At 44.8% G+C, this 25,236-nt stretch carries 39 protein-coding genes and 1 rRNA gene; 2 read left to right on the plus strand and 38 right to left on the minus strand.

Annotation, left to right across the window (positions count from 1 at the left end):
- Positions 1–35 precede the first annotated feature (35 nt).
- The 3 genes from MKX41_RS21575 to MKX41_RS21585 form a co-directional block, all read right to left on the minus strand.
- A 16S ribosomal RNA gene (locus MKX41_RS21575) occupies positions 36–1,593 on the minus strand.
- Positions 1,594–1,951: 358 nt separating this feature from the next.
- Positions 1,952–2,182 carry a hypothetical protein gene (locus tag MKX41_RS21580; protein WP_036680631.1) on the minus strand — a complete coding sequence of 77 codons (231 nt, stop codon included), beginning with the start codon at positions 2,180–2,182 and terminating at the stop codon, positions 1,952–1,954.
- 252 nt (positions 2,183–2,434) lie between these two features.
- Positions 2,435–3,046 (minus strand): stage II sporulation protein M, encoded by a 612-nt coding sequence (locus MKX41_RS21585; protein WP_340973027.1) that lies wholly within the window; start codon positions 3,044–3,046, stop codon positions 2,435–2,437.
- A gap of 108 nt (positions 3,047–3,154) precedes the next feature.
- Here MKX41_RS21585 and pdaB point away from each other — a divergent pair, with 108 nt between their 5' ends.
- Positions 3,155–3,958 (plus strand): polysaccharide deacetylase family sporulation protein PdaB, encoded by an 804-nt coding sequence (gene pdaB, locus MKX41_RS21590; protein ID WP_042192142.1) that lies wholly within the window; start codon positions 3,155–3,157, stop codon positions 3,956–3,958.
- Positions 3,959–4,008: 50 nt separating this feature from the next.
- Here pdaB and MKX41_RS21595 read toward each other — a convergent pair whose 3' ends face one another.
- Positions 4,009–4,830, minus strand: a complete 822-nt coding sequence (locus tag MKX41_RS21595; RefSeq protein ID WP_042192144.1) for a PPK2 family polyphosphate kinase — start codon at positions 4,828–4,830, stop codon at positions 4,009–4,011.
- A 280-nt stretch (positions 4,831–5,110) separates the two neighbouring features.
- Entirely contained in the window at positions 5,111–5,701 is a 591-nt protein-coding gene (locus MKX41_RS21600) for a KinB-signaling pathway activation protein (RefSeq protein WP_042132517.1), read from the minus strand.
- A 129-nt stretch (positions 5,702–5,830) separates the two neighbouring features.
- Here MKX41_RS21600 and gerD point away from each other — a divergent pair, with 129 nt between their 5' ends.
- The gene (gene gerD / locus MKX41_RS21605) at positions 5,831–6,502 is read left to right on the plus strand and encodes a spore germination lipoprotein GerD (RefSeq protein WP_042192146.1); all 672 of its coding nucleotides are present in this window, start codon (positions 5,831–5,833) and stop codon (positions 6,500–6,502) included.
- Between the two features lie 58 nt (positions 6,503–6,560).
- Here the strand turns inward: gerD and MKX41_RS21610 are convergent, their stop codons facing one another.
- From MKX41_RS21610 to rpsS, 33 genes are all read right to left on the minus strand, one after another.
- Positions 6,561–7,661, minus strand: a complete 1,101-nt coding sequence (locus MKX41_RS21610; protein ID WP_076300967.1) for an Mrp/NBP35 family ATP-binding protein — start codon at positions 7,659–7,661, stop codon at positions 6,561–6,563.
- 89 nt (positions 7,662–7,750) lie between these two features.
- Positions 7,751–8,491: an N-acetylmuramoyl-L-alanine amidase CwlD gene (cwlD, locus tag MKX41_RS21615; RefSeq protein WP_042192151.1), complete on the minus strand. Its 741-nt coding sequence runs from the start codon at positions 8,489–8,491 to the stop codon at positions 7,751–7,753.
- Between the two features lie 78 nt (positions 8,492–8,569).
- Positions 8,570–9,739 carry a sulfate adenylyltransferase gene (sat, locus tag MKX41_RS21620; protein WP_042192153.1) on the minus strand — a complete coding sequence of 390 codons (1,170 nt, stop codon included), beginning with the start codon at positions 9,737–9,739 and terminating at the stop codon, positions 8,570–8,572.
- A gap of 37 nt (positions 9,740–9,776) precedes the next feature.
- On the minus strand, positions 9,777–10,469 hold the full coding sequence (locus MKX41_RS21625) for a phosphoadenylyl-sulfate reductase (protein ID WP_042192155.1): 693 nt from the start codon (positions 10,467–10,469) through the stop codon (positions 9,777–9,779).
- Between the two features lie 235 nt (positions 10,470–10,704).
- A complete protein-coding gene (gene rpsI, locus MKX41_RS21630; RefSeq protein ID WP_025706574.1) occupies positions 10,705–11,097 on the minus strand; it encodes a 30S ribosomal protein S9 in 393 nt (130 codons plus the stop codon).
- Between the two features lie 20 nt (positions 11,098–11,117).
- A complete protein-coding gene (rplM, locus tag MKX41_RS21635; RefSeq protein ID WP_036680589.1) occupies positions 11,118–11,555 on the minus strand; it encodes a 50S ribosomal protein L13 in 438 nt (145 codons plus the stop codon).
- Positions 11,556–11,772: 217 nt separating this feature from the next.
- Positions 11,773–12,567 (minus strand): tRNA pseudouridine(38-40) synthase TruA, encoded by a 795-nt coding sequence (gene truA, locus MKX41_RS21640; protein ID WP_042192157.1) that lies wholly within the window; start codon positions 12,565–12,567, stop codon positions 11,773–11,775.
- Positions 12,568–12,867: 300 nt separating this feature from the next.
- Positions 12,868–13,233 carry a 50S ribosomal protein L17 gene (gene rplQ, locus MKX41_RS21645; protein ID WP_019908254.1) on the minus strand — a complete coding sequence of 122 codons (366 nt, stop codon included), beginning with the start codon at positions 13,231–13,233 and terminating at the stop codon, positions 12,868–12,870.
- 33 nt (positions 13,234–13,266) lie between these two features.
- The gene (locus MKX41_RS21650; RefSeq protein ID WP_036680585.1) at positions 13,267–14,211 is read right to left on the minus strand and encodes a DNA-directed RNA polymerase subunit alpha; all 945 of its coding nucleotides are present in this window, start codon (positions 14,209–14,211) and stop codon (positions 13,267–13,269) included.
- A gap of 130 nt (positions 14,212–14,341) precedes the next feature.
- On the minus strand, positions 14,342–14,737 hold the full coding sequence (gene rpsK / locus MKX41_RS21655; RefSeq protein ID WP_019908251.1) for a 30S ribosomal protein S11: 396 nt from the start codon (positions 14,735–14,737) through the stop codon (positions 14,342–14,344).
- Between the two features lie 19 nt (positions 14,738–14,756).
- Complete coding sequence (rpsM, locus tag MKX41_RS21660) at positions 14,757–15,125, minus strand: 30S ribosomal protein S13 (protein ID WP_036680583.1); 369 nt, start codon at positions 15,123–15,125, stop codon at positions 14,757–14,759.
- A gap of 19 nt (positions 15,126–15,144) precedes the next feature.
- Positions 15,145–15,258: a 50S ribosomal protein L36 gene (rpmJ, locus tag MKX41_RS21665; protein WP_003322638.1), complete on the minus strand. Its 114-nt coding sequence runs from the start codon at positions 15,256–15,258 to the stop codon at positions 15,145–15,147.
- 53 nt (positions 15,259–15,311) lie between these two features.
- Positions 15,312–15,527 (minus strand): translation initiation factor IF-1, encoded by a 216-nt coding sequence (gene infA / locus MKX41_RS21670; protein WP_036652996.1) that lies wholly within the window; start codon positions 15,525–15,527, stop codon positions 15,312–15,314.
- A gap of 2 nt (positions 15,528–15,529) precedes the next feature.
- A complete protein-coding gene (locus MKX41_RS21675) occupies positions 15,530–15,838 on the minus strand; it encodes a KOW domain-containing RNA-binding protein (RefSeq protein WP_042192158.1) in 309 nt (102 codons plus the stop codon).
- Between the two features lie 11 nt (positions 15,839–15,849).
- Positions 15,850–16,602 (minus strand): type I methionyl aminopeptidase, encoded by a 753-nt coding sequence (gene map / locus MKX41_RS21680; RefSeq protein ID WP_042192159.1) that lies wholly within the window; start codon positions 16,600–16,602, stop codon positions 15,850–15,852.
- A gap of 4 nt (positions 16,603–16,606) precedes the next feature.
- Positions 16,607–17,251 carry an adenylate kinase gene (locus MKX41_RS21685; protein WP_042131217.1) on the minus strand — a complete coding sequence of 215 codons (645 nt, stop codon included), beginning with the start codon at positions 17,249–17,251 and terminating at the stop codon, positions 16,607–16,609.
- A gap of 96 nt (positions 17,252–17,347) precedes the next feature.
- Positions 17,348–18,646: a preprotein translocase subunit SecY gene (secY, locus tag MKX41_RS21690; RefSeq protein ID WP_042131218.1), complete on the minus strand. Its 1,299-nt coding sequence runs from the start codon at positions 18,644–18,646 to the stop codon at positions 17,348–17,350.
- Positions 18,646–19,086, minus strand: coding sequence for a 50S ribosomal protein L15 (gene rplO / locus MKX41_RS21695; protein ID WP_036680569.1), 441 nt, complete (start codon positions 19,084–19,086; stop codon positions 18,646–18,648). The genes secY and rplO overlap by 1 nt, the downstream gene beginning before the upstream one ends.
- 40 nt (positions 19,087–19,126) lie before the next feature.
- Complete coding sequence (rpmD, locus tag MKX41_RS21700; protein WP_036680567.1) at positions 19,127–19,312, minus strand: 50S ribosomal protein L30; 186 nt, start codon at positions 19,310–19,312, stop codon at positions 19,127–19,129.
- 14 nt (positions 19,313–19,326) lie between these two features.
- Positions 19,327–19,824: a 30S ribosomal protein S5 gene (gene rpsE / locus MKX41_RS21705; RefSeq protein WP_036652980.1), complete on the minus strand. Its 498-nt coding sequence runs from the start codon at positions 19,822–19,824 to the stop codon at positions 19,327–19,329.
- 27 nt (positions 19,825–19,851) lie between these two features.
- The gene (rplR, locus tag MKX41_RS21710) at positions 19,852–20,220 is read right to left on the minus strand and encodes a 50S ribosomal protein L18 (RefSeq protein WP_042131220.1); all 369 of its coding nucleotides are present in this window, start codon (positions 20,218–20,220) and stop codon (positions 19,852–19,854) included.
- 84 nt (positions 20,221–20,304) lie between these two features.
- Positions 20,305–20,847 (minus strand): 50S ribosomal protein L6, encoded by a 543-nt coding sequence (gene rplF, locus MKX41_RS21715; protein WP_042192166.1) that lies wholly within the window; start codon positions 20,845–20,847, stop codon positions 20,305–20,307.
- 30 nt (positions 20,848–20,877) lie between these two features.
- Positions 20,878–21,276: a 30S ribosomal protein S8 gene (gene rpsH, locus MKX41_RS21720; protein ID WP_036680560.1), complete on the minus strand. Its 399-nt coding sequence runs from the start codon at positions 21,274–21,276 to the stop codon at positions 20,878–20,880.
- A gap of 32 nt (positions 21,277–21,308) precedes the next feature.
- The gene (locus MKX41_RS21725; protein ID WP_013312154.1) at positions 21,309–21,494 is read right to left on the minus strand and encodes a type Z 30S ribosomal protein S14; all 186 of its coding nucleotides are present in this window, start codon (positions 21,492–21,494) and stop codon (positions 21,309–21,311) included.
- 49 nt (positions 21,495–21,543) lie between these two features.
- Positions 21,544–22,086 (minus strand): 50S ribosomal protein L5, encoded by a 543-nt coding sequence (rplE, locus tag MKX41_RS21730; RefSeq protein WP_042131222.1) that lies wholly within the window; start codon positions 22,084–22,086, stop codon positions 21,544–21,546.
- Positions 22,087–22,117: 31 nt separating this feature from the next.
- Positions 22,118–22,471: a 50S ribosomal protein L24 gene (rplX, locus tag MKX41_RS21735; protein WP_076286851.1), complete on the minus strand. Its 354-nt coding sequence runs from the start codon at positions 22,469–22,471 to the stop codon at positions 22,118–22,120.
- Positions 22,472–22,520: 49 nt separating this feature from the next.
- Positions 22,521–22,889: a 50S ribosomal protein L14 gene (gene rplN, locus MKX41_RS21740; RefSeq protein ID WP_036680556.1), complete on the minus strand. Its 369-nt coding sequence runs from the start codon at positions 22,887–22,889 to the stop codon at positions 22,521–22,523.
- Between the two features lie 38 nt (positions 22,890–22,927).
- Positions 22,928–23,194: a 30S ribosomal protein S17 gene (gene rpsQ, locus MKX41_RS21745; RefSeq protein WP_042131223.1), complete on the minus strand. Its 267-nt coding sequence runs from the start codon at positions 23,192–23,194 to the stop codon at positions 22,928–22,930.
- Positions 23,195–23,237: 43 nt separating this feature from the next.
- Entirely contained in the window at positions 23,238–23,435 is a 198-nt protein-coding gene (rpmC, locus tag MKX41_RS21750) for a 50S ribosomal protein L29 (RefSeq protein WP_019908232.1), read from the minus strand.
- Entirely contained in the window at positions 23,425–23,859 is a 435-nt protein-coding gene (gene rplP, locus MKX41_RS21755) for a 50S ribosomal protein L16 (protein WP_042131224.1), read from the minus strand. The genes rpmC and rplP overlap by 11 nt, the downstream gene beginning before the upstream one ends.
- A gap of 2 nt (positions 23,860–23,861) precedes the next feature.
- Positions 23,862–24,527: a 30S ribosomal protein S3 gene (rpsC, locus tag MKX41_RS21760; protein ID WP_042192169.1), complete on the minus strand. Its 666-nt coding sequence runs from the start codon at positions 24,525–24,527 to the stop codon at positions 23,862–23,864.
- Positions 24,528–24,540: 13 nt separating this feature from the next.
- Positions 24,541–24,873 (minus strand): 50S ribosomal protein L22, encoded by a 333-nt coding sequence (rplV, locus tag MKX41_RS21765; RefSeq protein ID WP_036680546.1) that lies wholly within the window; start codon positions 24,871–24,873, stop codon positions 24,541–24,543.
- A 33-nt stretch (positions 24,874–24,906) separates the two neighbouring features.
- A complete protein-coding gene (rpsS, locus tag MKX41_RS21770) occupies positions 24,907–25,185 on the minus strand; it encodes a 30S ribosomal protein S19 (RefSeq protein ID WP_036652940.1) in 279 nt (92 codons plus the stop codon).
- Between the last annotated feature and the right edge of the window lie 51 nt (positions 25,186–25,236).

Here is a 25,236-nt window from a genome sequence, read left to right on the forward strand (position 1 = left end):
TGAATGTCTTCATTGCAGAAGACGATTCTCCATAGAAAGGAGGTGATCCAGCCGCACCTTCCGATACGGCTACCTTGTTACGACTTCACCCCAATCATCTACCCCACCTTCGGCGGCTGGCTCCCTTGCGGGTTACCCCACCGACTTCGGGTGTTGTAAACTCTCGTGGTGTGACGGGCGGTGTGTACAAGACCCGGGAACGTATTCACCGCGGCATGCTGATCCGCGATTACTAGCAATTCCGACTTCATGCAGGCGAGTTGCAGCCTGCAATCCGAACTGAGACCGGCTTTGATGGGATTGGCTTCACCTCGCGGCTTCGCTTCCCGTTGTACCGGCCATTGTAGTACGTGTGTAGCCCAGGTCATAAGGGGCATGATGATTTGACGTCATCCCCACCTTCCTCCGGTTTGTCACCGGCAGTCACTCTAGAGTGCCCAGCTTAACCTGCTGGCAACTAAAGTTAAGGGTTGCGCTCGTTGCGGGACTTAACCCAACATCTCACGACACGAGCTGACGACAACCATGCACCACCTGTCTCCTCTGTCCCGAAGGCCGCCACTATCTCTAGTGGATTCAGAGGGATGTCAAGACCTGGTAAGGTTCTTCGCGTTGCTTCGAATTAAACCACATACTCCACTGCTTGTGCGGGTCCCCGTCAATTCCTTTGAGTTTCAGTCTTGCGACCGTACTCCCCAGGCGGAGTGCTTACTGTGTTAACTTCGGCACCAAGGGTATCGAAACCCCTAACACCTAGCACTCATCGTTTACGGCGTGGACTACCAGGGTATCTAATCCTGTTTGCTCCCCACGCTTTCGCGCCTCAGCGTCAGTTACAGCCCAGAAAGTCGCCTTCGCCACTGGTGTTCCTCCACATATCTACGCATTTCACCGCTACACGTGGAATTCCACTTTCCTCTTCTGTACTCAAGTCACCCAGTTTCCAGTGCGACCTCAGGTTGAGCCCAAGGTTTAAACACCAGACTTAAATGACCGCCTGCGCGCGCTTTACGCCCAATAATTCCGGACAACGCTTGCCCCCTACGTATTACCGCGGCTGCTGGCACGTAGTTAGCCGGGGCTTTCTTCTCAGGTACCGTCACTCCGGTAGCAGTTACTCTACCGGACGTTCTTCCCTGGCAACAGAGCTTTACGATCCGAAAACCTTCATCACTCACGCGGCGTTGCTCCGTCAGACTTTCGTCCATTGCGGAAGATTCCCTACTGCTGCCTCCCGTAGGAGTCTGGGCCGTGTCTCAGTCCCAGTGTGGCCGTTCACCCTCTCAGGTCGGCTACGCATCGTCGCCTTGGTGGGCCGTTACCCCACCAACTAGCTAATGCGCCGCAGGCCCATCCCTCAGTGACAGATTGCTCCGTCTTTCATTCTTCCTTCAGGAGAAAAAAGAAATTATCCGGTATTAGCTACCGTTTCCGGTAGTTATCCCAGTCTAAGGGGCAGGTTGCCTACGTGTTACTCACCCGTCCGCCGCTAAGTTACTTTGAAAGCAAGCTTTCAAAATGACTCCGCTCGACTTGCATGTATTAGGCACGCCGCCAGCGTTCGTCCTGAGCCAGGATCAAACTCTCCAATTAGTATTGAAAAGAGCGATATGCTCATTTTGAAACATCTGACGAGAAAATTAATTCTCTAATTTTGGATTTCACTTTCGTGATTCCCTACTCACTCGTTGTTCAGTTTTCAAAGATCAATGTCTCTCATTTCGTCGTCGTTGTTTGTCAGCGGCGACCTTTATAATATATCACAGTGTTTCGTTGTTTGGCAAGTCTTTTTTTCGAAAAAGTTTTTTTCAACTTTTCTTGCCTTCCGCTTCCCTTTTACACAAGCAAAAGGAGCGCGAGATATAATTTATCACGAGCACTCCTTTTTAGTCAAGCTATTTTATTAAAAAATCTTAAATTCATATAAGACTCTTGCATTTACCGCTTATCCTTAGTGTTTATACTGAGAAGAACGTCCACCCCACGCATACTTGGAAAGCTCTTTCTGAGGAGCAAAACGAGCATACATACGAAATACAGTCTTATATCTATTGGCGATGGCATGCCTGATATTTTGGTCCAAGCGCTGATCGCTCAAATCTAACAGCATCTCATCAAGTTCTTTCCGCAAAACATAATCCAGTTCCTTGCATTCTTTTTCGTTGAACAACATTCCCAACATATGCTTGGCCTCCTTCATGAAGTTGCAAGTAACACATTCACTAAAACCAAAAACCCCTTGTACATAATTAGTTAGTCCATCTCATGGAGAAAGCTGCCTTAAGATCCTCTTACACTAGATTAACCGGAGTACTCTTTTTATAACCATAATTATTAAAAATTCCCTTTATGGTTTCGTCACGATTATATACTTCTGACCTTTAGGCAATCCTTGGATGAATAGCTTTACTGTTATGCTCCATTCTCGGAAGTTTTATGATAAAAGAGAAAAAGTTATTGTGCTTTCAATGATGGCTGCAACAAATAACAGGATTATTGTCCAAATAGATGCCGTAAGTGTTTGACGCATGAACGAAGACCACTCAACACCTCTGTTCACTTTTTTAGTGGATGAGCTAAACAGACTTGCAACTACTTTCCCGCCGAACTGAAGTCCAAATGCACAAGCAATAATGATTGCTGGAATCTCTATAATCCCATGTGGCAGCAGTCCTTTTACTATTAGATCGAATAAATCCTGTCCTTGCAGTGCTGATAAATGAATCAGATAGCCGATAACCGCTCCGTTAATAAATAAGAATATGGCTGGCAGTATACCGAACAACGCTCCTAAAAATATGATAAGAACACCCTTGATGCTGTTATTCAAAAATATAAATACAAAGAAGCTCCATTGCGGATTAGAAGAATCTCTAAGGTTGCCACTGATTTCACTGAGCCCCTCTAATTGCTGAACCAATAGTTTTTCCAGACTGCTAGTAGCTACCCACCCTATAACCGCTCCTAATGCGAAGAGCAGACAGGATAGCAATAAAGCCTTCCGGATCGTTTTTAGATCTTTAATAAACGTGAAGAACGACAACATAAATACCCTCCTGAAATTGTGATCTCTGTTTCTTAGGTCATAACCTTGCGGTACGAGCATACATTTAGAACAAACAAGCATTTCGCATGGGAGAGGAGCGCTGTCATTATGAATTCTTTTTATGTATTCAGCGGCAAAAAGATTAAACGATTCATCTATATCTTCGCCGCTGTGCTTCTTGCTGCTGGAGTTGTCTATGTCGAGAGGGGAAACATAACCGTTTTTTCTGAATCCGGACCTTCCGCGATCTACAGTGTACCAACAGAGAAGAAGCTGATTGCCCTGACCTTCGATATTAGCTGGGGGGAGAAAAGACCCGAACCAATTTTGAAGGTACTTGAAGACAAGAAAGTGGACAAAGCCACCTTCTTCCTATCGTCTCCATGGAGTAAGACTCACCCAGACATTGTAACTAACATCAAGAATGCAGGTTTTGAAATTGGAAGTCATGGTCATAAACACGTCAATTACAGCACACTTAGCAACGAAGAAATTCGTACACAGATCTCAACGGCTCACACCGTACTTACCGAATTAACCGGCACTGAACCCAATTTGATTCGTATGCCTAATGGTGATTTTGACAAAAGAGTCCTTCAGGTTGCCAGCGATCTCGGCTACAAGGTCATTCAATGGGATACAGACTCCCTGGACTGGAAGAACATCGGCGTAGACAATATCGTGAAGCGTGTAACGACAAAAGCGCATCCAGGTGATATCGTCCTTCTACATGCCAGTGATTCCTGTAAACAAACACATGAAGCACTTCCACTCATTATCGACGAGCTCCGCAGACAAGGTTATGAATTCGTTACCGTCTCTGAGCTGATTAGTCAAAGCAACACCGAAGGTAAAGAAGTACGCGACTCAGCTTCACTGAGTAATGCCATTGAGGACGCAGCTGGGCTGTAAAAACATATTCAATCTCTGGTGCCGTAATGGATGTTGATCTGTCCAAAGGATTAATGACGTGGAGAAATGAGTTCCGATATGTCAGGTGTGGGGGTATTCAGCTTCGGATAGCTCAGATCCAGACTCTCCAGTGTCTTTACAACGATGGATAAGGTCAAATAGTTGCGGTACCATTGATGATTGGCGGGTATCCAGTACCAGGGTGCTTTATCTATGCTAGATTCCTTGAAAACATCTTCATATGCTTCTTGGTAATCATCCCAATACTCCCGCTCCTGGAGATCACTTGCATCGAATTTCCAATGTTTTTTGGGATCTTCAAGCCGTTCCTTAATCTTCTTCAGCTGCTTCTCTTTAGAAATATGCAGAAAAAGCTTGATAATTGTCGTCCCCTCTTCCACCAGCATTTCTTCGAACTGCCGTATGTAACGAAAGCGACGCTTCAAGTCATCCTTTTTTAACCCTCCGTGTACCCGTGGTACCAATACATCTTCATAATGCGAGCGGTTAAATGCAGAGATATATCCCTTAGGAGGTGTCTTCTGATGAACCCTCCATAGAAAATCATGAGCCTCTTCCTCTAGAGATGGTTTCTTGAAGCTGGTCACTATAAACCCTTGTGGATTAATGCCTGAAAAAATATGCTTAACCGTGCCATCCTTACCGCTGGAATCCATTCCTTGCAGAATAACAAGCAGCGAATGCTTTTTCTGAGCAAACAAAATATCTTGGAGCTCTGCCAAACGTGCTTTAAGCTCTTCTGTTTTGGCTTCTACTTCTTTTTTGGATTTAAAAACACCTGTGTCGTCCGGATCCAGCTTGTTAAGCCGGATTTCTTTTGTGTCTTTTATCATATAGCGCTTGATGTCCATATATTCCCCTCCTAAAAGTTTTGTAAAGCATATGCATCATTGAGGAGCTTCGTACAAAACTCGCTTCGGAAGCATCTACTATGTTTTGTAAAACATATACATCATCGGGACGCTTCGTACAAAACTTACTTCGAAAGCATACGCTTAGTTTTGTGAGCGTATCGTTCTTTAAGATTAACCTCTACAATCAGATTTTAATCGTTAAGATACAGTTAGAGCAAAGAACCCCGTCTTCTGAGATCAGAGCACGGGGTTCTTTGTTTAGTGCCTTCCCCATTCATTATCCGGCTGCCGGCTTCAGAATACGGTGTAGCATCAAAATTTGGAATGCATTACAAGCGATAAGCGGAACAACAATAAATACCGTTGCACTATCAACACCTATACGGAGCACGCCAATAACTTCCACAATTGAAATAGCTGTCATAAAAAAGAGGGTTGGAATCAAAGCTGAGATGTTTGTACTTTTTACTTTGAAATAAGACACAATAATAGCTGCTAGCAAAATAACGATTCCTAATATTAGATCAGACATAACATTTCTTTCCCCACCAACGACGGTACGCAAAAAAATCAGTTCAAGCAATGCGAGCACAGAAAGCACTAGTTGTATGTATTTCCAAACCTTTTGTGGAAAAACGCCGTTGCCCATATAATTCAAAATCAAATAGGCAAAAAAACCAAGTTGCGAATAAACGCTTACAAGCATACCGTAGCCAAGCAGAATCAGCGGGTATAAAAAGAAATCCCCGACACTTTTGAAATCAATCTTACCATTTACGAATTGCAGTGCCAGACCAGCGATTACAGCCCCACCCGCTCCTATAAGGAGGGTAGTCCAAAATAAATGAAACCATTTTTTTATACTCAGCCAATTCACCTCCTCTTGTCAGATTTATTTTACCAAGGATACCGACAAAACACCATTACACCCACAACATAAATGTGATCTAATTCGGCATAATACATCTAGAGAATCCTATAAAGGAGGGCAGCGCCAATGAAATGGAGATTTATCGGATCTGTGGGTTTGGCATTGAGCTTTGTTATGGCCTTAACGGCTTGCGGAAGTGAGCAGAGCAGTTCTTCTTCCGGACAAGGCAGTTATAAAGAAACGAAGACCATGGTTTTAGATATATTGAAAAGCGATGAGGGTAAAAAAGCGGTTGAGGAATCATTATCAAGCTCCAGCTCTAGCGGTACCAGTGGAATGAGCATGAAGATGATGCCACTTCAAACAACAGAGGAGATCAAGCTCGCTGTTAAAAATACTCTCACTGCACCGGAATATCAGAAGGAAATCGAGAAGATAATGACTGATCCCAAATTCGCGGGCGATTTTGCTAAAGCCATTCAATCACAAAGCAAGGAACTACACCTACAGCTAATTAAGGATCCCACTTATCAGAAATCAGTCGAAGAAATTATGAAGTCTCCAGAAATGATGACAATGTTTTTAAATCTCACTAAAACACCTGATTACCGTAAACAATCCATGAAGACCATGCAGGAATCCATGCAAACTCCATTATTTCGCATGGAAGTATTGAATTTACTTAAAAAAGTCGTACAAGAAGAACTTGAACCAAAAGAGAAAAAAGAAAAGGGTAGCGAAGGTGGCGACAAACAGGAAAGCAGTGGCGGCGGCAGCGGCGATGATTCAAGTTCTTAAAAAAAAAGGCCTTATCCCACTAATACGTGTGGGAAGGCCTCTTTTTTATGCACAAGAGTTAGTGCTCATATTTGGCAATAAGTTTATCAGCAATTTCTGCAAATAATTGTCCTGATGGTGTCTCTTCTTTGTATACAGAAGGTGAGAAATCCGGTTCGGAAATATGGTTGTCCGGTGCACCTAGCGGTATTTGTGCAAGCAGCTCCGTATGAAGCGTCTCGGCAAGCCTCGCTCCTCCGCCTCTGCCAAAGATATAATCTTTCTTACCACAGTCAGTGCACTCATAATAAGCCATATTCTCAATGACTCCAATAATCTCATGATCTGTCTGTAGAGCCATAGAGCCCGCTCTAGCCGCCACAAACGCTGCGGTAGCGTGAGGTGTCGTAACTATAATCTCTTTGCTGTGAGGTAGCATCTGATGCACGTCAAGTGCCACATCACCAGTACCTGGGGGAAGATCAAGCAGCATATAATCAAGTTCACCCCAACCAACATCATTGAAGAACTGGCGAAGCATTTTACCCAGCATAGGTCCCCGCCAAATAACTGGACTATTCTCACGAATAAAGAAGCCCATAGACATGACCTTCACTCCAAAACGTTCCACAGGAATAATCGTTCCCTCTTCTACAACTGGTCCCTCTTCGATCCCCATCATATCGGGAATACTGAAACCATAAATATCAGCATCGATAAGACCAACTTTTTTCCCTTTTCTTGCAAGGGCTACGGCCAAATTCACCGTTACGGTTGACTTACCAACTCCACCTTTGCCGCTGGCCACAGCGATAAAGTTCACGCCAGAGCTCTCGCTAATTAATTCATGGTCATCAAGGCCTGCAGCATGTCCTTTAAGTTTCCCAGGTTCATCGAAATCCTCTACGCTCTCTCCGCGAAGTATAGCACGTTCATAATCGGTTGCATCACGAAGCCGGATATGTACATTAGAAACCCCACCCGCTTCAAGCAATTCACGAACCTGTTGTTCTAGATCCATGCGACTTTGCTCTTCAGGATTCAGACATATGATAGATAAAGAAATACGGTCTTCTTTAATCATAATGTCACGGATCAGCTGTAGTTCCACAAGGCTTTTTCCAGTTTCAGAGTCTGTTAATGGCTGCAGTATTTCCTGAATTTGTTCCTTAGTCAGCATGGGAAGCACCTCTGTTTCCTTTCCGGTTGAGAATTCTCCGGAGTTTTTGTCTATTATAGCATTACCTGTCTCCCCATGAGTAGTCCTGACTACTCTGAGGCGTACCGAAGAATCCCCCGATAAATGCTAGTCGCAACCTTACGCTGATAGACATCATTTCCAAGTAGAGCAGATTCCTGAGGATGTGATAAGAAGCCAACTTCTACAAGTACCGCTGGTATTTTCAATGCTTTTAACAGATAAACAGTATTCACTGTCTTAGCCACACGATCCGTATTCTCCAGCGTAGTCTTCAGCTCACTCTGCACAAACTCCGCTATAGCTTTATTATCCTTGTGATTGGGGTAGTAAAAGGTCTGTGCTCCACTCCAACGATTGGAAGGGACACTGTTCATGTGAACGCTTATAAAAAGGTCTGCGCCTTTTTCTTCGATACTTCTTACTCTTTGTTTAAGATCTTCTGTCTTACGCTTAGAATAGCCTTTAGTACCTTCCTGAGCCAAATCATAATCACCTTCACGAGTCATTACTACAATAGCCCCTGCCTGCTGCAGATAATCACGCAAATAAAGCGATACCGCGAGATTAATATCTTTCTCAATTAGCCCTTCCCGGCTAACCGCTCCTCCATCAGCTCCACCATGTCCCGCATCGAGAGCAATAACTTTTCCTGACAAGGGCAGACTCCAATAATTTAGTGTTTTAGCGGTAGGCATGTCATACGCAATAATTCCGATCATTATAGCTAGCAGCATCACGCCAAGCATACTTTTTTTGATACTGCTCCATGAAATCCAGACCGAGACTTTACTCTGCTTTCGGCCAGACATAACAAAGACCCCCTCGTCCCGATAGATAATACTCATCTATATGGGACAAGAAGGTCAAATAGTACTAGCTGTTAATGATTAAGCTGTAACTTCTTGTGTCATACCTTCAATCAGAATCTGCGCAACCTCAGGCCGTGTAAATTCTGGCGGAGGACATTGGCCATCACGGAGCAAAGCACGTACCTTCGTACCCGACAATGTCATGTGATCGTCGCTAGGATGAGGGCAAGTTTTACTGGATGCCATATTCCCGCATTTTTTACAGAAGAAGCTATGTTCAAAAAATAATGGAGTAATATCAAGTTCTTCAGCACTAAAATTCGAGAAAATTTCCTGTGCTTCATAAGTGCCATAATAATCACCTACCCCAGCATGGTCACGACCGACGATGAAATGGGTACAGCCGTAATTTTTACGAACCATTGCATGGAAAATTGCTTCTCTAGGGCCTGCATAACGCATTGCCGCCGGAAAAACACCAAGGAAGGTACGATCCTCAGGATAATAGTTCTCCAAAAGCGCCAGATAGCTCTTCATCCGTACATTTGCCGGTACATCATCTGACTTCGTCTCACCAACAAGTGGATTTAGGAATAGAGCGTCTACAACCTCCATAGCGCACTTTTGAATGTACTCGTGAGCTCGGTGGACCGGATTGCGTGTTTGGAAGCCTACAACCGTTCTCCAGCCCTTTTCAGCAAATATCTTCCGCGTATCCGCAGGATCAAAATAAAATTCACCGAACTTCTCTGGCTGTGGGCGGTTCAAGACTGTAATCGGCCCTCCAACATAAGTTGCAGGACGAGCCAACAGCTTACTCACACCAGGATGTTCAGGATCTGTTGTCTTGAAGACATTTTGTGCTTCAATCGTTTGATCTACAGTATAAATACTCTCAATATCCAATAAACCGTAAATCTCGCCATCGTCTTCACCGATTAAAGAAACTTTATCCCCAATTGATAAACTGGCAGCCACATCATCTTCTACAGCCAGTGTTATTGGAATGCTCCACACTGTTCCATCTGCTAAACGCATGCTTTTTACTACTGAATGATAGTCTTGCTCATTTAAAAAGCCAGTTAATGGCGAAAATGCACCTACAGCTATAAGATCCAAATCAGATAAAGTCCAGGTATTCAAGACAATCGCCTTGCTGTCACGTGCGAGATTTAGCAATTCTTCTCTTTCAGTACCCTCTACTACACGGTTTACCAAAGCTCCGCCATGCGGACGTATTGAAGTCATCTTAGTCTCTCCTTCTATGTTCCCACAGGAATATGTCTTACTTGTGCAATCCGCACTCTGTCTTCTCTGATCCAGACCAACGGCCAGCACGCGGATCTTCACCTGGCATAACCTGACGTGTACATTGCTCACAGCCGATACTTGGATAGTTACGGTCATGTAGAGGGTTATAGATTACGTCATTTTCACGAATATAGTTCCATACATCTTCTGACGTCCAATCCGCAATAGGATTAAACTTCACTAAACCAAATTTATAATCATACTCGACCTTTTTAGCATTTGCACGGGTAGGCGCTTGATCGCGACGAATTCCAGTAATCCATGCCTCATATTGAGATAATATACGAGTCAATGGTTCAACTTTACGAATACCACAGCATTGATTTGGGTCAACCGTCCATAACGCATCACCGTATTGAAGTGCTTGCTCCTGCGTGGTGAGTTGCGGAGACACTCGTACAAACTCTAATCCGTATTTGTCTGCCATCAAATCTCTGGTTTCGTAGGTTTCCTTAAAATGATAATCTGTATCGAGATAAAAGACATCAGTAGATGGACTAACTTTGTGAAGCATATCAACAAGCACTACATCTTCGGCACCAAAGCTGCAGGCAAAAGTAATGTTAGGAAATGTTTCTACAGCCCAGCGGATAATATCCTCGGGTGAAGCACTCTCTAATTCTTCGGCCTTTATTCTGATCAAATCTTCTTTCTCGAGCAGGTTCATTAAGGTATTCCTCCATCCAAAATATTAATCGTATGAATAAATGAGGTAAAAGAAGTAATAAAACCAACTATTTCTATATGAAATAGTATATAACTTTTACTGAGGAAGTCAATGAGTTTCAACCCTCAGAATTAGTAAATGAATGCAAAAAAAGCCCATTTCTTGTTCGAAAGGGGCTGCTAAAAAAAATAAAACCCTCGACCGTAAAGGCCAAGGGTTGAATTCTTGATAAATATTAACGTTTCGAGAACTGAGGCGCACGACGTGCAGCCTTCAAGCCGTATTTCTTACGTTCCTTCATACGAGGGTCACGAGTCAGGAAGCCGGCTTTCTTAAGTGCACCGCGATATTCAGGGTCAACTTTAAGCAATGCACGGGAGATACCGTGACGAATTGCTCCAGCTTGACCGGAAATACCGCCACCATGTGCAAGAACGATTACATCGTAGTTGCCTAGTGTTTCAGTCAGGTTCAAAGGTTGTTTTACGATCATTTTCAGTGTTTCCACACCGAAATATTCGTCCATCTCACGTTTGTTAATGACAATGCGTCCTTCACCCGGTACAAGGCGAACACGTGCTACCGAATGTTTACGACGACCTGTCCCATAGTATTGTACTTGTGCCATGAAACTGTCCTCCTCTATTCTTATCCGCGAAGTTCGTAAACTTCAGGTTTTTGTGCTGCATGTGGATGCTCGGCGCCTGCATATACTTTCAATCTCAGCTTCATGTGGTCCCCTTGACGAGTCTTAGGAATCATACCATGAACAGCGAATTCAATTACGCGTTCTGGTTTAGTATTCAGCAAAGTTTCAGCATTAGTAACTTTCAAGCCACCTGGGTGCATCGAGTGACGGTAGTATTTCTTGTTTTGCAATTTCTTACCGGTCAAGTGAATCTTCTCAGCGTTGATTACGATAACGAAATCTCCTGTATCAACGTGTGGAGTGAATTGCGGTTTGTGTTTGCCACGGATCAAAGCAGCGGCTTCGCTGGCCAAACGACCGAGTGTCTTGCCTTCGGCATCAATAATGTGCCAATTGCGTTCAACTTCGTTCGGCTTCGCCATATAGGTGGTACGCATGAATGTTTCCTCCTTGTTCTCGTACGAAAATCTTCTGTTTCGTATATCTTGTTTCTCATTGAATTACAATTATGTGAGTTAAGCAAAGCATTTTTTTGGCATTTCCTTGATCGGGGCTGTGGGATAGCCATCAAGAAAACACAACTTTTATATTACAGTATAAACATAACAAGTGCAAGTGATTTTTAAACATTCAGCCTATTATTCAGGAAGAAATTTATAGAAAAAAAGATTCACTTTCAGTCTCGTCATATTCTACACTCCACAAAGCCAACCCCTTGGCCATAGCTGTTGGACCAGCAGCAGAACGATCACATGCCGCCAATATCTCAGCAACATGATCAGCATCTATTTTACCTTCCCCCACATGGATCAAAGTCCCCATAATAATGCGAACCATATGCTGAAGAAATCCACTACCCGTTATATAAGTTTGGATCACTCCCTGATCTAATGAAGAGGGTCGGCACATGCTGCGGTCTACTTCCATATGAGCTTCAAAGATCGTTCGTACATGAGAGGCCTTAGTAGACCTCCGTGAAGCAAACGAAGTGAAGTCATGTGTCCCTAAAATATGCGTTAAGCCTTGCTGCATCGCAGGAATGTCCAACCTCACCGGATGATGAAGCTGCCAGCGCCGTTGAAACGGGTCTGGAAACCTGTTGCCGTTAATCGTGTATCGGTAAGTTTTACGCTTAGCTCCTCTACGAGAGTGAAACGTCAGCGGTACTTCCCTAGCCTCAGTAACCACGATATCTTGTGGCAGCCGGGCATTAAGCGCCAGACACCAACGTTCAAGTGGGATTCGAGAGGAGGTCGTAAAGTTAAAAGGCTGACCGTAGGCGTGTACTCCGGCATCTGTGCGACCAGAAGCAGTAATCTTAAGCTCCTCACCTGTCAGATGGAGTATCGCTTGCTCCAGCCGATCTTGAATCGTATTGCCCTGAGGCTGGGTCTGAAAGCCATCATAATTTGTTCCGTCATAATTGACCTTCATCAATAGATTACGCATTCCGTTCTCCTTTTTAAACCGTTCAGCAGAAACGTCGATCGAAGCACTGTCTGATCTTATTCAAGAGGAAGAAATGGCTTTGCCGTCCCTAGAAGGACGGCATCCATTAACACTTCACTCCATTACTTCAAAAAAAAGAGCCCCTGCGGGAGCTCCTTCAATTGAACCAAGGTGATTCCCACGGTTATTAGTACAGCAGAGTCTTGCGCCTCTGCAGCACAATAACGCTGATATTTCCCCCATCTTTACTCCAAAGAGGGCCGGATGAAAGGGAAGCATCGGAAATCAATACTTGTGATACTACGCGCGGTCTACCAATTCAAGATAAACCATAGGCGCAGCGTCCCCACGACGAGGTCCGAGTTTCAGGATACGAGTGTATCCACCTGGACGCTCTGTGTAACGAGGAGCGATGTCAGAGAACAATTTTTGAATTGCATCTTGTTCACCATCAACAGTCTCGCGGCGAACAAATGCAGCTACTTGACGACGAGCATGAAGATCGCCTTTTTTAGCTTTAGTGATCAACTTTTCAGCGATAGAACGAACTTCTTTCGCTTTAGCTTCCGTTGTTTGGATGCGCTCGTATAAAAATAGATCCGTTACCATGTCGCGAAATAACGCTTTACGCGCACTGGAATCACGGCCCAATTTTTGGTATGCCATGTGTTTTCCCTCCTTTACTGTAACAATCTGTAGTTATTCTTCTGTACGTAGTCCCAAACCAAGTTCCTCAAGCTTCTCCTGAACTTCTTCCAAAGATTTACGACCAAGGTTACGCACCTTCATCATATCTTCTTCAGTCTTCGTGGTAAGCTCTTGTACGGTATTAATACCAGCACGTTTGAGGCAGTTGTAGGAGCGGACAGAAAGATCAAGCTCTTCGATTGTCATCTCTAGCACTTTTTCTTTTTTGTCTTCTTCTTTTTCAACCATAATTTCGGCGTCTTTCGCTTCGTCCGTAAGACCTACGAACAATACGAGGTGCTCGTTCAAAATTTTGGCTCCGAGGCTTACAGCCTCTTCCGGTCTAATACTGCCATCTGTCCAAATTTCAAGCGTCAATTTGTCGTAGTTGGTCACTTGACCAACACGTGTATTGTCTATGCCGTAGTTAACGCGTGAAATAGGAGTGTAGATGGAGTCAACCGGGATAACGCCAATTGGCTGATCGTCGCGTTTGTTCCGGTCCGCTTGGACGTAGCCGCGACCACGGCCTGCAAAAATACGCATGTGAAGTCTCGCACCAGGTCCCAGCGTTGCAATGTGAAGATCCGGGTTGAGGATCTCAACATCGCTGTCCGCACGGATATCACCTGCGGTAACGATGCCTTCCCCTTCAGCATCAATCTCAAACACTTTTTCCTCGTCTGAATGAATCTTCAGGGACAAGGCTTTAAGGTTCAGAATGATCTCCGTCACATCTTCCATTACGCCTGGAACGGTCGAGAACTCATGCAGAACGCCGTCAATTTGGACCGAAGTCACTGCGGCTCCTGGAAGCGAAGAAAGCAATATCCGGCGAAGTGAATTCCCCAGAGTCGTGCCATACCCACGTTCCAACGGTTCAACTACGAATTTCCCATAGGTACCTTCATCATTAGCTTCTACGGTCTCAATCTTCGGCTTTTCGATTTCTATCACGAGTTTACCCCTCCTTCAACGTCGCTCCTATATGAAACTGTCACCCCATCAGGTGCATCATGTAGTATGCCTAAACACCTATTATTAGCAGATGCGTCAGAATTATACCACATTTACAATACTGATTTCACTATACGCGACGACGTTTCGGCGGACGGCATCCATTGTGAGGAACCGGAGTTACGTCTTTAATAAGGTTAACTTCAAGCCCTGCAGCTTGAAGGGAACGGATGGCTGCTTCGCGGCCCGCGCCCGGTCCTTTAACCATAACCTCAACCGACTTCATGCCGTGCTCCATAGCTGCTTTAGCTGCTGATTCAGCTGCCATTTGCGCTGCGAATGGAGTCGACTTACGGGAACCTTTAAATCCTTGGCCGCCGGAGCTTGCCCAGGAAATTGCATTTCCGTGAGGATCTGTGATGGTAACGATGGTGTTATTGAACGTGGAACGAATATGTGCCACGCCGGATTCGATATTTTTACGGTCGCGACGTTTGGTACGTACGACTTTTTTCGGTTTAGCCATTGTCTCTTATCCCCCCTTATTATTTCTTCTTGTTTGCTACCGTACGACGCGGGCCTTTCCGGGTACGGGCATTGGTTTTAGTACGTTGACCGCGAACAGGCAATCCACGACGGTGACGAACACCGCGGTAACAGCCGATCTCAGTAAGACGTTTAATATTCAAGGAAATTTCACGACGCAGGTCACCTTCAACCTTAACCGTTTTGTCGATCGTTTCACGCAGTTTGCTGACTTCATCTTCCGTCAAATCACGGACACGTGTATTAGCGCTAATGCCTGTTTCATTAAGAATTTTCTGAGAAGTCGTTTTACCGATTCCGAAAATATAAGTCAAGGCGATCTCAACGCGTTTGTCACGTGGCAAATCCACTCCAGCTATACGAGCCATTTTACGCTACACCCCCTTCTTAACCTTGTTTTTGTTTGTGTTTCGGATTTTCGCAAATCACCATAACAGTCCCTTTGCGGCGGATTACTTTACATTTCTCGCAAATGGGCTTTACAGAAGGTCTTACCTTCATGTTAATTACCTCCTCAAAGTTTTGCGAAGCAAAACTTTTTTCGTAGTTCCCATCTATTTACGGTAAGTTATACGACCTTTTGATAAATCATAAGGCGATAACTGCACGACCACTTTGTCTCCGGTCAAAATACGGATAAAGTGCATCCGCAATTTACCGGATACATGGGCAAGTATTTGATGACCGTTCTCAAGCTCAACCTTAAACGTTGCATTTGGCAACGGTTCAAGGACAGTACCTTCTACTTCAATGACATCTTCCTTAGCCACAGTTAGTCTCCTTTCTCATAAGCACTTATTCCGGTTGGGCCAGCATACTTCATGACTGCGTAACGCAGCTTTCCGTTTGTTACCCGCCCAGTTTCTTCCAAACTGTTCACAACCTCACTGCTGATGAAGGGTATGAGCTCAAGATGAAGAATATTCTTCTTCTTTGGCCCATCAAACTTACGTTTGTCTCCATCTGCAATGTATACAAATCTGCTATCAACAACTGCGATAACAACGGCTGCCTCTCCGGCATCTTTGCCTTTGAGAATTCTCACTAATTGACCAACCTGCGGGCTGCTCACAGTATTCAAGTGGAGATCACCTACGCATTCAGTTTTGTGAAAATTTCCATGCCGTCCGGAGTAACTGCTACTGTATGCTCAAAGTGAGCACATAGGGAGCCATCCACCGTAACGACAGTCCAGTTATCTTCCAGCGTTCTGACATGTCTCTTTCCTACGTTTACCATCGGCTCAATCGCGAGTACCATACCCGGTTTCAGACGTGGTCCGCGGTCCGCTATGCCATAATTCGGAATTTGCGGTTCTTCATGCAGTTTTGCCCCAATACCATGACCAACATACTCACGTACGACTGAGAAACCAGCCTCTTCGATGTATTGCTGGATAGCATGGGAGATTGTAAACAAGCGCACATCCGGCTTAACTAACGCCAGTCCCGCGTACAAGGAGCCTTCCGTAACGTCCAGCAAACGCTGAGCCTCTTCGGAAATGCTGCCCACACCGTAGGTCCAGGCGGAATCACCGTGATAACCGCGGTACTCTGCACCGATATCCAGCGTTACAATATCGCCTTCGATCAGTTTGCGTTTACCTGGAAATCCATGCACTAATTGTTCGTTGACTGAAGCGCAAATGCTGGCAGGAAAACCGTTGTAGCCTTTGAAAGACGGCACAGCACCTTGACTGCGAATGTATTGATCGGCGATTCTGTCGAGATCGCCCGTTGTAATGCCAGGCTCAATGGCCTCAGCAATAAGACGGTGACTCTCGGCAACAATTCGACCAGCTTCCCTCATAAAGGCAAGTTCCTGTTCGGATTTACAAATGATCATTACATTAACCCCGCAATAAAGATACGATTTCAGAAGAAACGACATTGATTTCGTTTTCCCCATTTACCTGACGCAAAAGACCTTTATTATCATAAAACGCAAGCAGCGGCGCTGTCTTATTATCATACTCATCCAGACGCTTGCCTACACTTTCTTCGTTGTCATCCGGACGTTGATACAATTCACCGCCATCAATGTCGCAAATGCCATCTTGCTTCGGCGGGTTGAAGATTAAATGGTAGGATGCTCCGCAAACTGTGCAGATACGACGTCCAGTAAGACGCGCCATCAACAGTCCACGGTCAACATTCAAGTTGATGACATGATCCAAAGAAGTATTCAAACGGCTTAGAATTTCATCCAGCGCTTCCGCTTGCGAAAGAGTTCTTGGAAAACCATCCAATAGAAATCCTTTTTCGCAATCGGACTGCTGCAGCCGTTCTTCAACTATACCAATGGTCACATCATCTGGTACAAGCAAACCTTGATCAATAAATGATTTAGCCTTCAATCCTACTGGAGTCTCTTGTTTGATTGCCAAACGGAAAGCATCTCCTGTCGAAATATGCGGAATGCCAAACTCTTTTATGATCTCAGCCGCTTGTGTTCCCTTGCCTGCCCCAGGAGGGCCCATGAATAAAATGTTCACGATTTCTCTCTCCCCCCAAAAGTTCGCCACCAAGCAAGAAACAGCACAATAGGTGCCGGGAAGAATAAAAAATTACGCTTCACCGGAACCTATCGCCTATTTATTGATGAAGCCTTTGTAATGGCGTTTGATCAATTGGCTCTCGATCTGCTTCATAGTATCCAATGCCACACCGATTACGATTAGTAGTGAAGTACCACCAATTCGAACTTCTTTAGGCAATCCAGATAAAGCACCGAAGAACATCGGCAATACAGAGATCAAAGCCAGGAACAATGCGCCGGACATAGTCAGACGAGACATTACTCTAGTCAAATATTTCTCAGTAGCTTTACCAGGACGGATACCTGGAATGTAACCACCATTCTTCTTCATGTTATCAGCCATCTGCTGAGGATTCATCTGCACGAACGTATAGAAGAACGTGAACCCGATGATCATCACTACATACAGAAGCATACCAAGTGGTGCATCAGTTGCCAAATACTTGGCAATCCATTGAGCCCAGGCATGTGTTGACCAGAAACTGGAGAGAACAACTGGGAACTGAAGCAGTGATACGGCGAAGATAACCGGAATTACACCAGCCGCATTAATTTTCAGCGGAATGTGCGTATTCTGTCCACCGTACATTTTGTTGCCGACTACGCGTTTAGCGTATTGAACAGGAATCTTCCGAATACCTTGCTGTACGAAGATAACTGCTGTAATAATCGCTACAATCACAATCAGCACAATAACGACTTTAAGAATATTCAGGAACACTTGATCCGGCTGAATAAAGCTTGAGTTAGCCGTACTCGTGATATATCCCGGGATGGCGGCGACGATTCCCGCAAAAATCAGGATCGAAATCCCGTTCCCGATTCCCTTTTCGGTAATCTGTTCACCAAGCCACATCAGGAAAGAAGTACCAGCCGTCAAGATAATGGCAACCAGTAAGTAGTCAGCAAATGTCGCATTCGGCATCATTTGAGTTCCATAAATCCGGTTAAACCCTATCGACGTAGCAAAACCTTGGATCAGGGCCAAAATCACAGTACCATAACGAGTGATTTGCGCTAGTTGTTTTTTACCGTGCTCCCCTTGTTTAGCCCATTCAGCAAACTTAGGAACAACATCCATCGACAGCAATTGCACGATGATGGATGCTGTAATGTACGGATAAATACTTATCGCAAATATCGAGAAGTTTTTGAGCGCTCCGCCCGAGAAGGTGTTCAAAAGTCCCATCAAAGCGTCACCGCTTTGATTTGCTGTTTCCAGTACATCTTTGTTCACACCAGGAACCGGTACAAACGAACCGATACGGTAGATAATCAGAATGAACAAGGTAAACAGGATCTTTTTGCGCAAATCTTCCACATGCCAGATATTCTTAAGCGTCTTGAACATTAGATCACCTCGGTTTTACCGCCGGCAGCCTCGATTTTCTCTACCGCAGATTGAGAGAACTTATTTGCTTGTACAGTCAATTTAACGGTTAACTCACCATTGCCGAGAATCTTAATGCCGCTTTTGGAATTCTTGACAACACCAGTTTCAAGCAACAACTGCGGAGTCACTTCTGTTCCTTCTGCAAAGCTATTCAGATCTTCAAGGTTCACAATCGCATACTCTTTACGGGTAGGATTGACGAAACCACGTTTAGGCAGACGACGATAGAGCGGATTTTGTCCACCCTCGAAGCCCGGACGAACACCACCGCCAGAACGTGAGTTTTGACCTTTGTGACCGCGACCGGAAGTTTTACCATTTCCGCTACTTGGTCCACGACCAACGCGATTGCGTTCTTTGCGGGAACCAGGAGCTGGAGCAAGTTCATGTAACTTCATCGTTTGCACCTCCTTATGTTTGTTAATTTATACGAGGCGATTAGCCTTCAATTTCAGTTACAGATAGCAAGTGACTCACTTTGTTGATCATTCCGCGAATTGCAGGACTGTCATTGTGAACCACTGTCGTGTTGAGTTTACGTAGGCCGAGCGTCTTAACAGTAACACGTTGTGTTTCTGGACGTCCGATTACACTACGTACGAGGGTAATTTGCAATTTTGCCATTGACGTTCCCCTCCTTAACCGCGCAATTCTTCGACAGATTTGCCGCGAAGTTTCGCGACCTCTTCAATGCGTTTCAGACGGGAAAGTCCCTCCAAAGTTGCATTGACCATGTTCATGGAATTCGAAGAACCCAGTGATTTTGTCAAAATGTCGCCAACGCCTGCCAATTCCAATACCGCACGAACTGGACCGCCAGCGATAACGCCAGTACCCTCTGATGCTGGTTTCAGCAACACGCGTCCTGCGCCGAAGTGGCCAGTAACGAGATGGGGAATCGAAGTTCCTACGATTGGAATGTGAATCAGGTTTTTCTTGGCGTCTTCAATGCCTTTACGGATGGCATCCGGAACTTCGCCGGCTTTACCGATACCAGCACCGACGTAGCCATTGCCATCGCCCACAACAACGAGTGCACTAAAGCTGAAACGGCGTCCGCCTTTTACAACTTTTGCTACACGGTTAATGTGTACAACTCTTTCTGTCAGTTCTAAACTGTTCGGATCTACACGCAAGTCGTTAACCTCCTTTTAAGAATTATTCTAGAATTCAAGACCAGCTTCACGAGCTGCGTCAGCCAATGCTTGAATTCGTCCATGGTACAAGTAACCTCCGCGGTCGAATACGACCACTGCATAGCCTTTTTCTTTAGCACGCTCAGCGACCAATTGGCCAACTTTCGCTGCAGCTTCAACGCTGCCGCCATTACCGATGTTAGCGCTCAGTTCTTTATCAAGTGTAGAAGCGGATACGATAGTAACCCCTTTAACATCATCGATCAGTTGAGCGTAGATGTGTTTTGAAGAACGGAATACGTTCAAACGTGGACGCTCAGTAGTTCCCTGGATCTTCTTACGAACACGCAGGTGTCTTTTGAGACGAGCCTTGTTTTTATCTTCTTTTGTAATCATGACTTCCCTTTCACTCCCTTCAGTTTGCCGTAAACAGCTTCACTTTAAGATGCACGGGGTATCTTACAATTAAGTTCAAACTGGTTATTTCTTCTTACCAGCTTTACCTTCTTTGCGGATGATACGCTCGCCTTCATATTTGATACCTTTACCTTTATACGGTTCTGGCTCACGAACGGAACGAATTTTAGCAGCATATGCGCCAACGCGTTCTTTATCGATACCTTTAACGATGATCTTCGTGTTCGCAGGAACTTCAAACTCAATACCTGCTTCCGGTGTAATTTCAACCGGGTGGGAGTAACCAACGTTCAGAACGACTTTATCTCCGGATTTGCTTGCACGATATCCGACCCCAACCAATTCCAGAGATTTCGAGAAACCTTCAGTCACGCCTGCTACCATGTTGTTGACAACGGAGCGGGTTGTGCCGTGAAGTGAACGATGCAATTTGTTATCCGACGGACGAACAACGGTAATTTCGTTATTTTCAACTGTAACCTTCATGTCTTTATGAAGCTCACGAGTCAAAGAACCTTTTGGACCTTTTACTGTAATAACGGCGTTGTCCAAAGTGACATCTACACCGCTAGGTACTGCGATTGGTTTACGACCAATACGAGACATGTGTTGCACCTCCTTATCTTGTGACGTTTATTACCAAATGTAGCAGACAACTTCTCCGCCAGATTTTGATTGACGAGCTTCTTTGTCGGTCATAACTCCCTTAGATGTGGAGATAATCGCGATTCCTAGACCACCGAGTACACGAGGCACTTCATTGCTCTTCGTGTATACGCGAAGGCCTGGTTTACTGATTCTTTTCAAACCAGAAATAACACGCTCTTGGTTAGGGCCGTATTTCAAGAAGATACGGATAATCCCTTGTTTGCTATCTTCAACGAATTCCGCATCGCGGATGAAACCTTCACGCTTCAAAATGTCAGCGATTTGTTTCTTCATAGTAGAAGCAGGCATTTCTACCGTTTCGTGACGCACAATGTTAGCGTTACGAATACGAGTAAGCATATCTGCAATAGGATCAGACATAGTCATGTGTGTAAACCTCCTTCCCGTTTATAAACTTCTTACCAACTTGCTTTTTTCACGCCAGGGATCTGGCCTTTATAAGCTAATTCACGGAAACAAATTCTGCAAATTTTGAACTTTTGCAGTACCGAATGTGGACGACCACAACGTTCGCAACGTGTATATGCACGTACTTTAAACTTAGGCGTACGTTGTTGTTTAACTTTCATCGAAGTTTTTGCCACTTAGCCTGACACCTCCTAAACATTTTCGGAGAAAATGGATTAACCGACTTTATTTTGCGAAAGGCATTCCCAGCTGACCCAGCAGCTCGCGGGATTCCTCGTCCGTCTTAGCAGTCGTTACAATAACGATGTCCATACCGCGGACTTTATCCACTTTGTCATATTCGATCTCGGGGAAGATCAATTGTTCTTTAAGACCAAGTGTGTAGTTACCACGGCCGTCAAAGGCTTTAGTGGAAACACCACGGAAGTCACGTACGCGTGGAAGCGTTACGTTGAACAATTTGTCCAAGAAGTAATACATACGCTCGCCGCGCAGTGTTACTTTAACCCCAATCGGCATATTTTCGCGTAGTTTGAAACCAGCGATGGATTTTTTAGCTTTAGTGATTACTGGTTTTTGACCAGCGATCAACTGCATGTCATTAACTGCAGCATCAAGTACTTTGGAGTTTTGAACAGCGTCACCCACACCCATGTTGATGACAACCTTCTCGATCTTAGGCACTTGCATAACAGTTGTATAGTTAAACTTCTGCATCAAAGCAGGTGTTATTTCGTTGAGATAACGTTCTTTCATTCTTGCTGCCATGAAGATTTAACCTCCTTTCTTAAGGGCTAGATTAGTCGATAATCTCTCCGGATCTTTTAGCAATCCGAACTTTTTTACCGTTGTCCAATACTTTGTAACCGATACGTGTTACTTTGCCGGACTTCGGATCGATGTGCATTACGTTGGACACATGAATCGAAGCTTCCTGCTCAATAATTCCACCCTGTGGATTCAGCTGGTTCGGCTTTTGGTGTTTTTTCACCATATTGACGCCTTCTACCAGAACGCGGTTTTCACGAGGATAAGCAGCGATGACACGGCCTTTTTTGCCTTTGTCTTTACCACTAATCACAAGCACCACATCATCTTTCTTCACGTGCAGTTTATTGTTATGGGATTCCAGAACTTTTTTCACTCTAGGCATTTATTACACCTCCTATAACTAACCTTCAACTTATTGGTGCTCGTGTTTATTAGATTACTTCCGGTGCCAAGGAAACGATCTTCATGTAGTCTTTATCGCGAAGTTCGCGAGCAACTGGTCCAAAGATACGTGTTCCACGAGGGCTTCTGTCGTCTTTAACAACAACAGCTGCATTTTCGTCGAATGCGATGTAAGATCCATCTTTACGACGAACGGAACGTTTCGTACGAACAACTACCGCTCTAACAACATCACCTTTTTTGACAACGCCGCCTGGTGTTGCTTGTTTAACGGAACAAACGATCAAATCACCGATTGCTGCTGTACGGCGTCCAGTACCACCCAGTACGCGGATACACATCAGTTCCTTCGCACCAGAGTTGTCAGCCACATGCAAGCGTGTAAATGGTTGAATCATTATAATTTCCTCCTTCCGGAAAAACTCTTTTGATTATCTTAGATGATAACCGCTTTTTCAACCACTTCAACTAGTCTCCAACGTTTGTCCTTGGACAACGGACGAGTTTCCATGACTTTTACGGTATCGCCAATTTTCGCAACGTTTTCCTCATCATGTGCTTTGAATTTCTTCGTAGACTTGATGCGTTTGTGGTACAAGTTATGCTTCTTATAGGTTTCAACAGCGACTACGATGGTTTTATCCATTTTATCACTGACCACTTTACCGATTAGCACTTTACGTGCATTACGTTCTTCGCTCATTAGTTAGCCTCCTTCCTGAATACGGATCTGAGATCCGTCTCACTTAACTAATCCCAAGCACTCTTTGATGGATTACGGTTTTAGCACGAGCTATTTCCTTACGCACGTCACGAATCCGAGTCGGGTTGTCCAGTTGGCCAGTTGCCAATTGGAAACGGAGATTAAAAAGTTCCTCTTTGAATCCAGCGATCTTTTGTTCAATCTCAGCAGTGGTTAAGTTGCGAAGTTCATTAGCTTTCATTTGCTTCACCACCCAATTCTTCACGTTTCACAAACTTAGTCTTAACAGGCAGCTTGTGAGCGGCAAGACGCATCGCTTCACGAGCGATTTCTTCCGACACGCCTCCGAGTTCGAACATAATCTTGCCCGGTTTAACTACGGCTACCCATTTCTCAACGTTACCTTTACCACTACCCATACGAACCTCGAGAGGCTTTTGAGTAATAGGCTTATCCGGGAAAATCTTGATCCAAACTTGACCGCCACGTTTGATATAACGTGTCATTGCGATACGAGCAGCTTCGATCTGACGGTTAGTGATCCAAGATGGTTCCATTGCAACCAGGCCGAATTCGCCGAAGTTCAATTCAGTACCACCCTTTGCCATACCCTTCATGTGTCCGCGTTGTTGCTTGCGGTGTTTTACGCGTTTTGGTACCAACATGATTAGTTGCCTCCTTCCTGAGCAGCTTGTTTCTTAGCTGGGGGAAGAACTTCTCCACGGTAGATCCATACTTTTACGCCGATAAGACCGTAAGTTGTATGTGCTTCAGCCGTTCCGTAATCGATATCGGCACGAAGCGTATGAAGTGGAACTGTTCCTTCGCTATAACCTTCTGAACGAGCAATCTCAGCTCCGCCAAGACGTCCGCCTACTTGAGTTTTAATCCCTTTTGCGCCAGAACGCATTGTTCTTTGAATCGCTTGTTTGAGTGCACGACGGAACGATACACGACGTTCCAATTGTTGAGCAATGCTCTCAGCTACAAGAATTGCATCCAATTCAGGGTGCTTGATTTCATTGATGTTGATGTGTACTTTTTTGCCACCAGCGATTGCTGTAACTGCGCTGCGAAGTACTTCTACTTCTGCTCCGCCCTTACCAATAACCATACCTGGTTTAGCAGTGTGAATTGTAACGTTCACGCGGTTAGCCGCTCTTTCGATCTCGATATGGGAAACAGCGGAATCCTTCAACTTACCTTTAAGGTATTCCCGGATTTTGACGTCTTCCATCAGAAGAGTACCGAAATCTTTTCCTGCATACCATTTAGATTCCCAATCGCGAATGATCCCGATCCGGAGTCCGATTGGATTTACCTTTTGACCCACGTGTTATCCCTCCTTATTTCTCAGATACCACCAGTGTAATGTGGCTCGTGCGTTTATTGATCCGACTTGCGCGGCCCATGGCGCGCGGACGGAAACGTTTCATAGTAGGTCCTTGGTTAACGAAAACCTCGCTAACGAACAAACTGTTCACGTCCAAAGAATAGTTATGCTCAGCATTCGCAATTGCCGAATTAAGCAACTTCTCAACGACCGGAGAAGCGGATTTCGGAGTGTGGCGAAGAATAGCAATTGCTTCCCCCACTTGCTTACCACGAATCAAGTCAACAACCAGTTTCGCTTTACGAGCGGAAATCCGCACCGATCTTGCATGTGCTTTTGCTTCCATTGTTTAACCTCCTTTCAAACAGAGACCTTATTATTATCTTCTTGTTTTCTTATCGTCACCCGCGTGGCCTTTGTAAGTACGTGTTGGCGCGAACTCGCCCAACTTGTGACCTACCATATCTTCCGTTACGTATACAGGCACGTGTTTACGGCCGTCATATACACCAAACGTATGTCCGATAAACTGAGGGAAAATGGTTGAGCGACGGGACCAAGTTTTAACTACAACCTTTTTTTCAGCCTCGTTCAGTTCCTCAACTTTTTTAAGCAGGTAGCCATCGATAAACGGCCCCTTCTTTAAACTGCGACCCATGTGTGAATCCTCCCTTCATCCGGTTCTTCAAACCGCGAATCGACGCTTCGC

The organism is Paenibacillus sp. FSL R5-0475, from assembly GCF_038004585.1.
Taxonomy (GTDB): domain Bacteria; phylum Bacillota; class Bacilli; order Paenibacillales; family Paenibacillaceae; genus Paenibacillus_AQ.

Coding starts and splice junctions, on each gene's coding strand:
- rpsK (WP_019908251.1), bottom strand. CDS start 14,737: ATGGCTAAACCGAAAAAAGTCGTACGTACCAAACGTCGCGACCGTAAA.
- rpmJ (WP_003322638.1), bottom strand. CDS start 15,258: ATGAAGGTAAGACCTTCTGTAAAGCCCATTTGCGAGAAATGTAAAGTA.
- gerD (WP_042192146.1), top strand. CDS start 5,831: ATGAAATGGAGATTTATCGGATCTGTGGGTTTGGCATTGAGCTTTGTT.
- pdaB (WP_042192142.1), top strand. CDS start 3,155: ATGAATTCTTTTTATGTATTCAGCGGCAAAAAGATTAAACGATTCATC.
- rplP (WP_042131224.1), bottom strand. CDS start 23,859: ATGTTGGTACCAAAACGCGTAAAACACCGCAAGCAACAACGCGGACAC.
- sat (WP_042192153.1), bottom strand. CDS start 9,739: ATGACTTCAATACGTCCGCATGGCGGAGCTTTGGTAAACCGTGTAGTA.
- rplN (WP_036680556.1), bottom strand. CDS start 22,889: ATGATTCAACCATTTACACGCTTGCATGTGGCTGACAACTCTGGTGCG.
- MKX41_RS21610 (WP_076300967.1), bottom strand. CDS start 7,661: ATGCTGACTAAGGAACAAATTCAGGAAATACTGCAGCCATTAACAGAC.
- rpsM (WP_036680583.1), bottom strand. CDS start 15,125: ATGGCTCGTATAGCTGGAGTGGATTTGCCACGTGACAAACGCGTTGAG.
- rpsQ (WP_042131223.1), bottom strand. CDS start 23,194: ATGAGCGAAGAACGTAATGCACGTAAAGTGCTAATCGGTAAAGTGGTC.
- rplE (WP_042131222.1), bottom strand. CDS start 22,086: ATGGCAGCAAGAATGAAAGAACGTTATCTCAACGAAATAACACCTGCT.
- MKX41_RS21580 (WP_036680631.1), bottom strand. CDS start 2,182: ATGTTGGGAATGTTGTTCAACGAAAAAGAATGCAAGGAACTGGATTAT.
- rplV (WP_036680546.1), bottom strand. CDS start 24,873: ATGGAAGCAAAAGCACATGCAAGATCGGTGCGGATTTCCGCTCGTAAA.
- MKX41_RS21585 (WP_340973027.1), bottom strand. CDS start 3,046: ATGTTGTCGTTCTTCACGTTTATTAAAGATCTAAAAACGATCCGGAAG.
- map (WP_042192159.1), bottom strand. CDS start 16,602: ATGATCATTTGTAAATCCGAACAGGAACTTGCCTTTATGAGGGAAGCT.
- rplM (WP_036680589.1), bottom strand. CDS start 11,555: ATGCGTACCACCTATATGGCGAAGCCGAACGAAGTTGAACGCAATTGG.
- MKX41_RS21625 (WP_042192155.1), bottom strand. CDS start 10,469: ATGAACCTGCTCGAGAAAGAAGATTTGATCAGAATAAAGGCCGAAGAA.
- cwlD (WP_042192151.1), bottom strand. CDS start 8,491: ATGTCTGGCCGAAAGCAGAGTAAAGTCTCGGTCTGGATTTCATGGAGC.
- rplF (WP_042192166.1), bottom strand. CDS start 20,847: ATGTCTCGTATTGGTCGTAAACCAATCGCAGTACCTAGCGGTGTAGAT.
- rplQ (WP_019908254.1), bottom strand. CDS start 13,233: ATGGCATACCAAAAATTGGGCCGTGATTCCAGTGCGCGTAAAGCGTTA.
- truA (WP_042192157.1), bottom strand. CDS start 12,567: ATGCGTAATCTATTGATGAAGGTCAATTATGACGGAACAAATTATGAT.
- rpmC (WP_019908232.1), bottom strand. CDS start 23,435: ATGAAAGCTAATGAACTTCGCAACTTAACCACTGCTGAGATTGAACAA.
- rpsI (WP_025706574.1), bottom strand. CDS start 11,097: ATGGCACAAGTACAATACTATGGGACAGGTCGTCGTAAACATTCGGTA.
- rpsH (WP_036680560.1), bottom strand. CDS start 21,276: ATGACTATGTCTGATCCTATTGCAGATATGCTTACTCGTATTCGTAAC.
- rplO (WP_036680569.1), bottom strand. CDS start 19,086: ATGAAGTTACATGAACTTGCTCCAGCTCCTGGTTCCCGCAAAGAACGC.
- MKX41_RS21595 (WP_042192144.1), bottom strand. CDS start 4,830: ATGGACATCAAGCGCTATATGATAAAAGACACAAAAGAAATCCGGCTT.
- rpmD (WP_036680567.1), bottom strand. CDS start 19,312: ATGGCAAAATTGCAAATTACCCTCGTACGTAGTGTAATCGGACGTCCA.
- secY (WP_042131218.1), bottom strand. CDS start 18,646: ATGTTCAAGACGCTTAAGAATATCTGGCATGTGGAAGATTTGCGCAAA.
- rplX (WP_076286851.1), bottom strand. CDS start 22,471: ATGCCTAGAGTGAAAAAAGTTCTGGAATCCCATAACAATAAACTGCAC.
- rpsS (WP_036652940.1), bottom strand. CDS start 25,185: ATGGGTCGCAGTTTAAAGAAGGGGCCGTTTATCGATGGCTACCTGCTT.
- rplR (WP_042131220.1), bottom strand. CDS start 20,220: ATGATTACAAAAGAAGATAAAAACAAGGCTCGTCTCAAAAGACACCTG.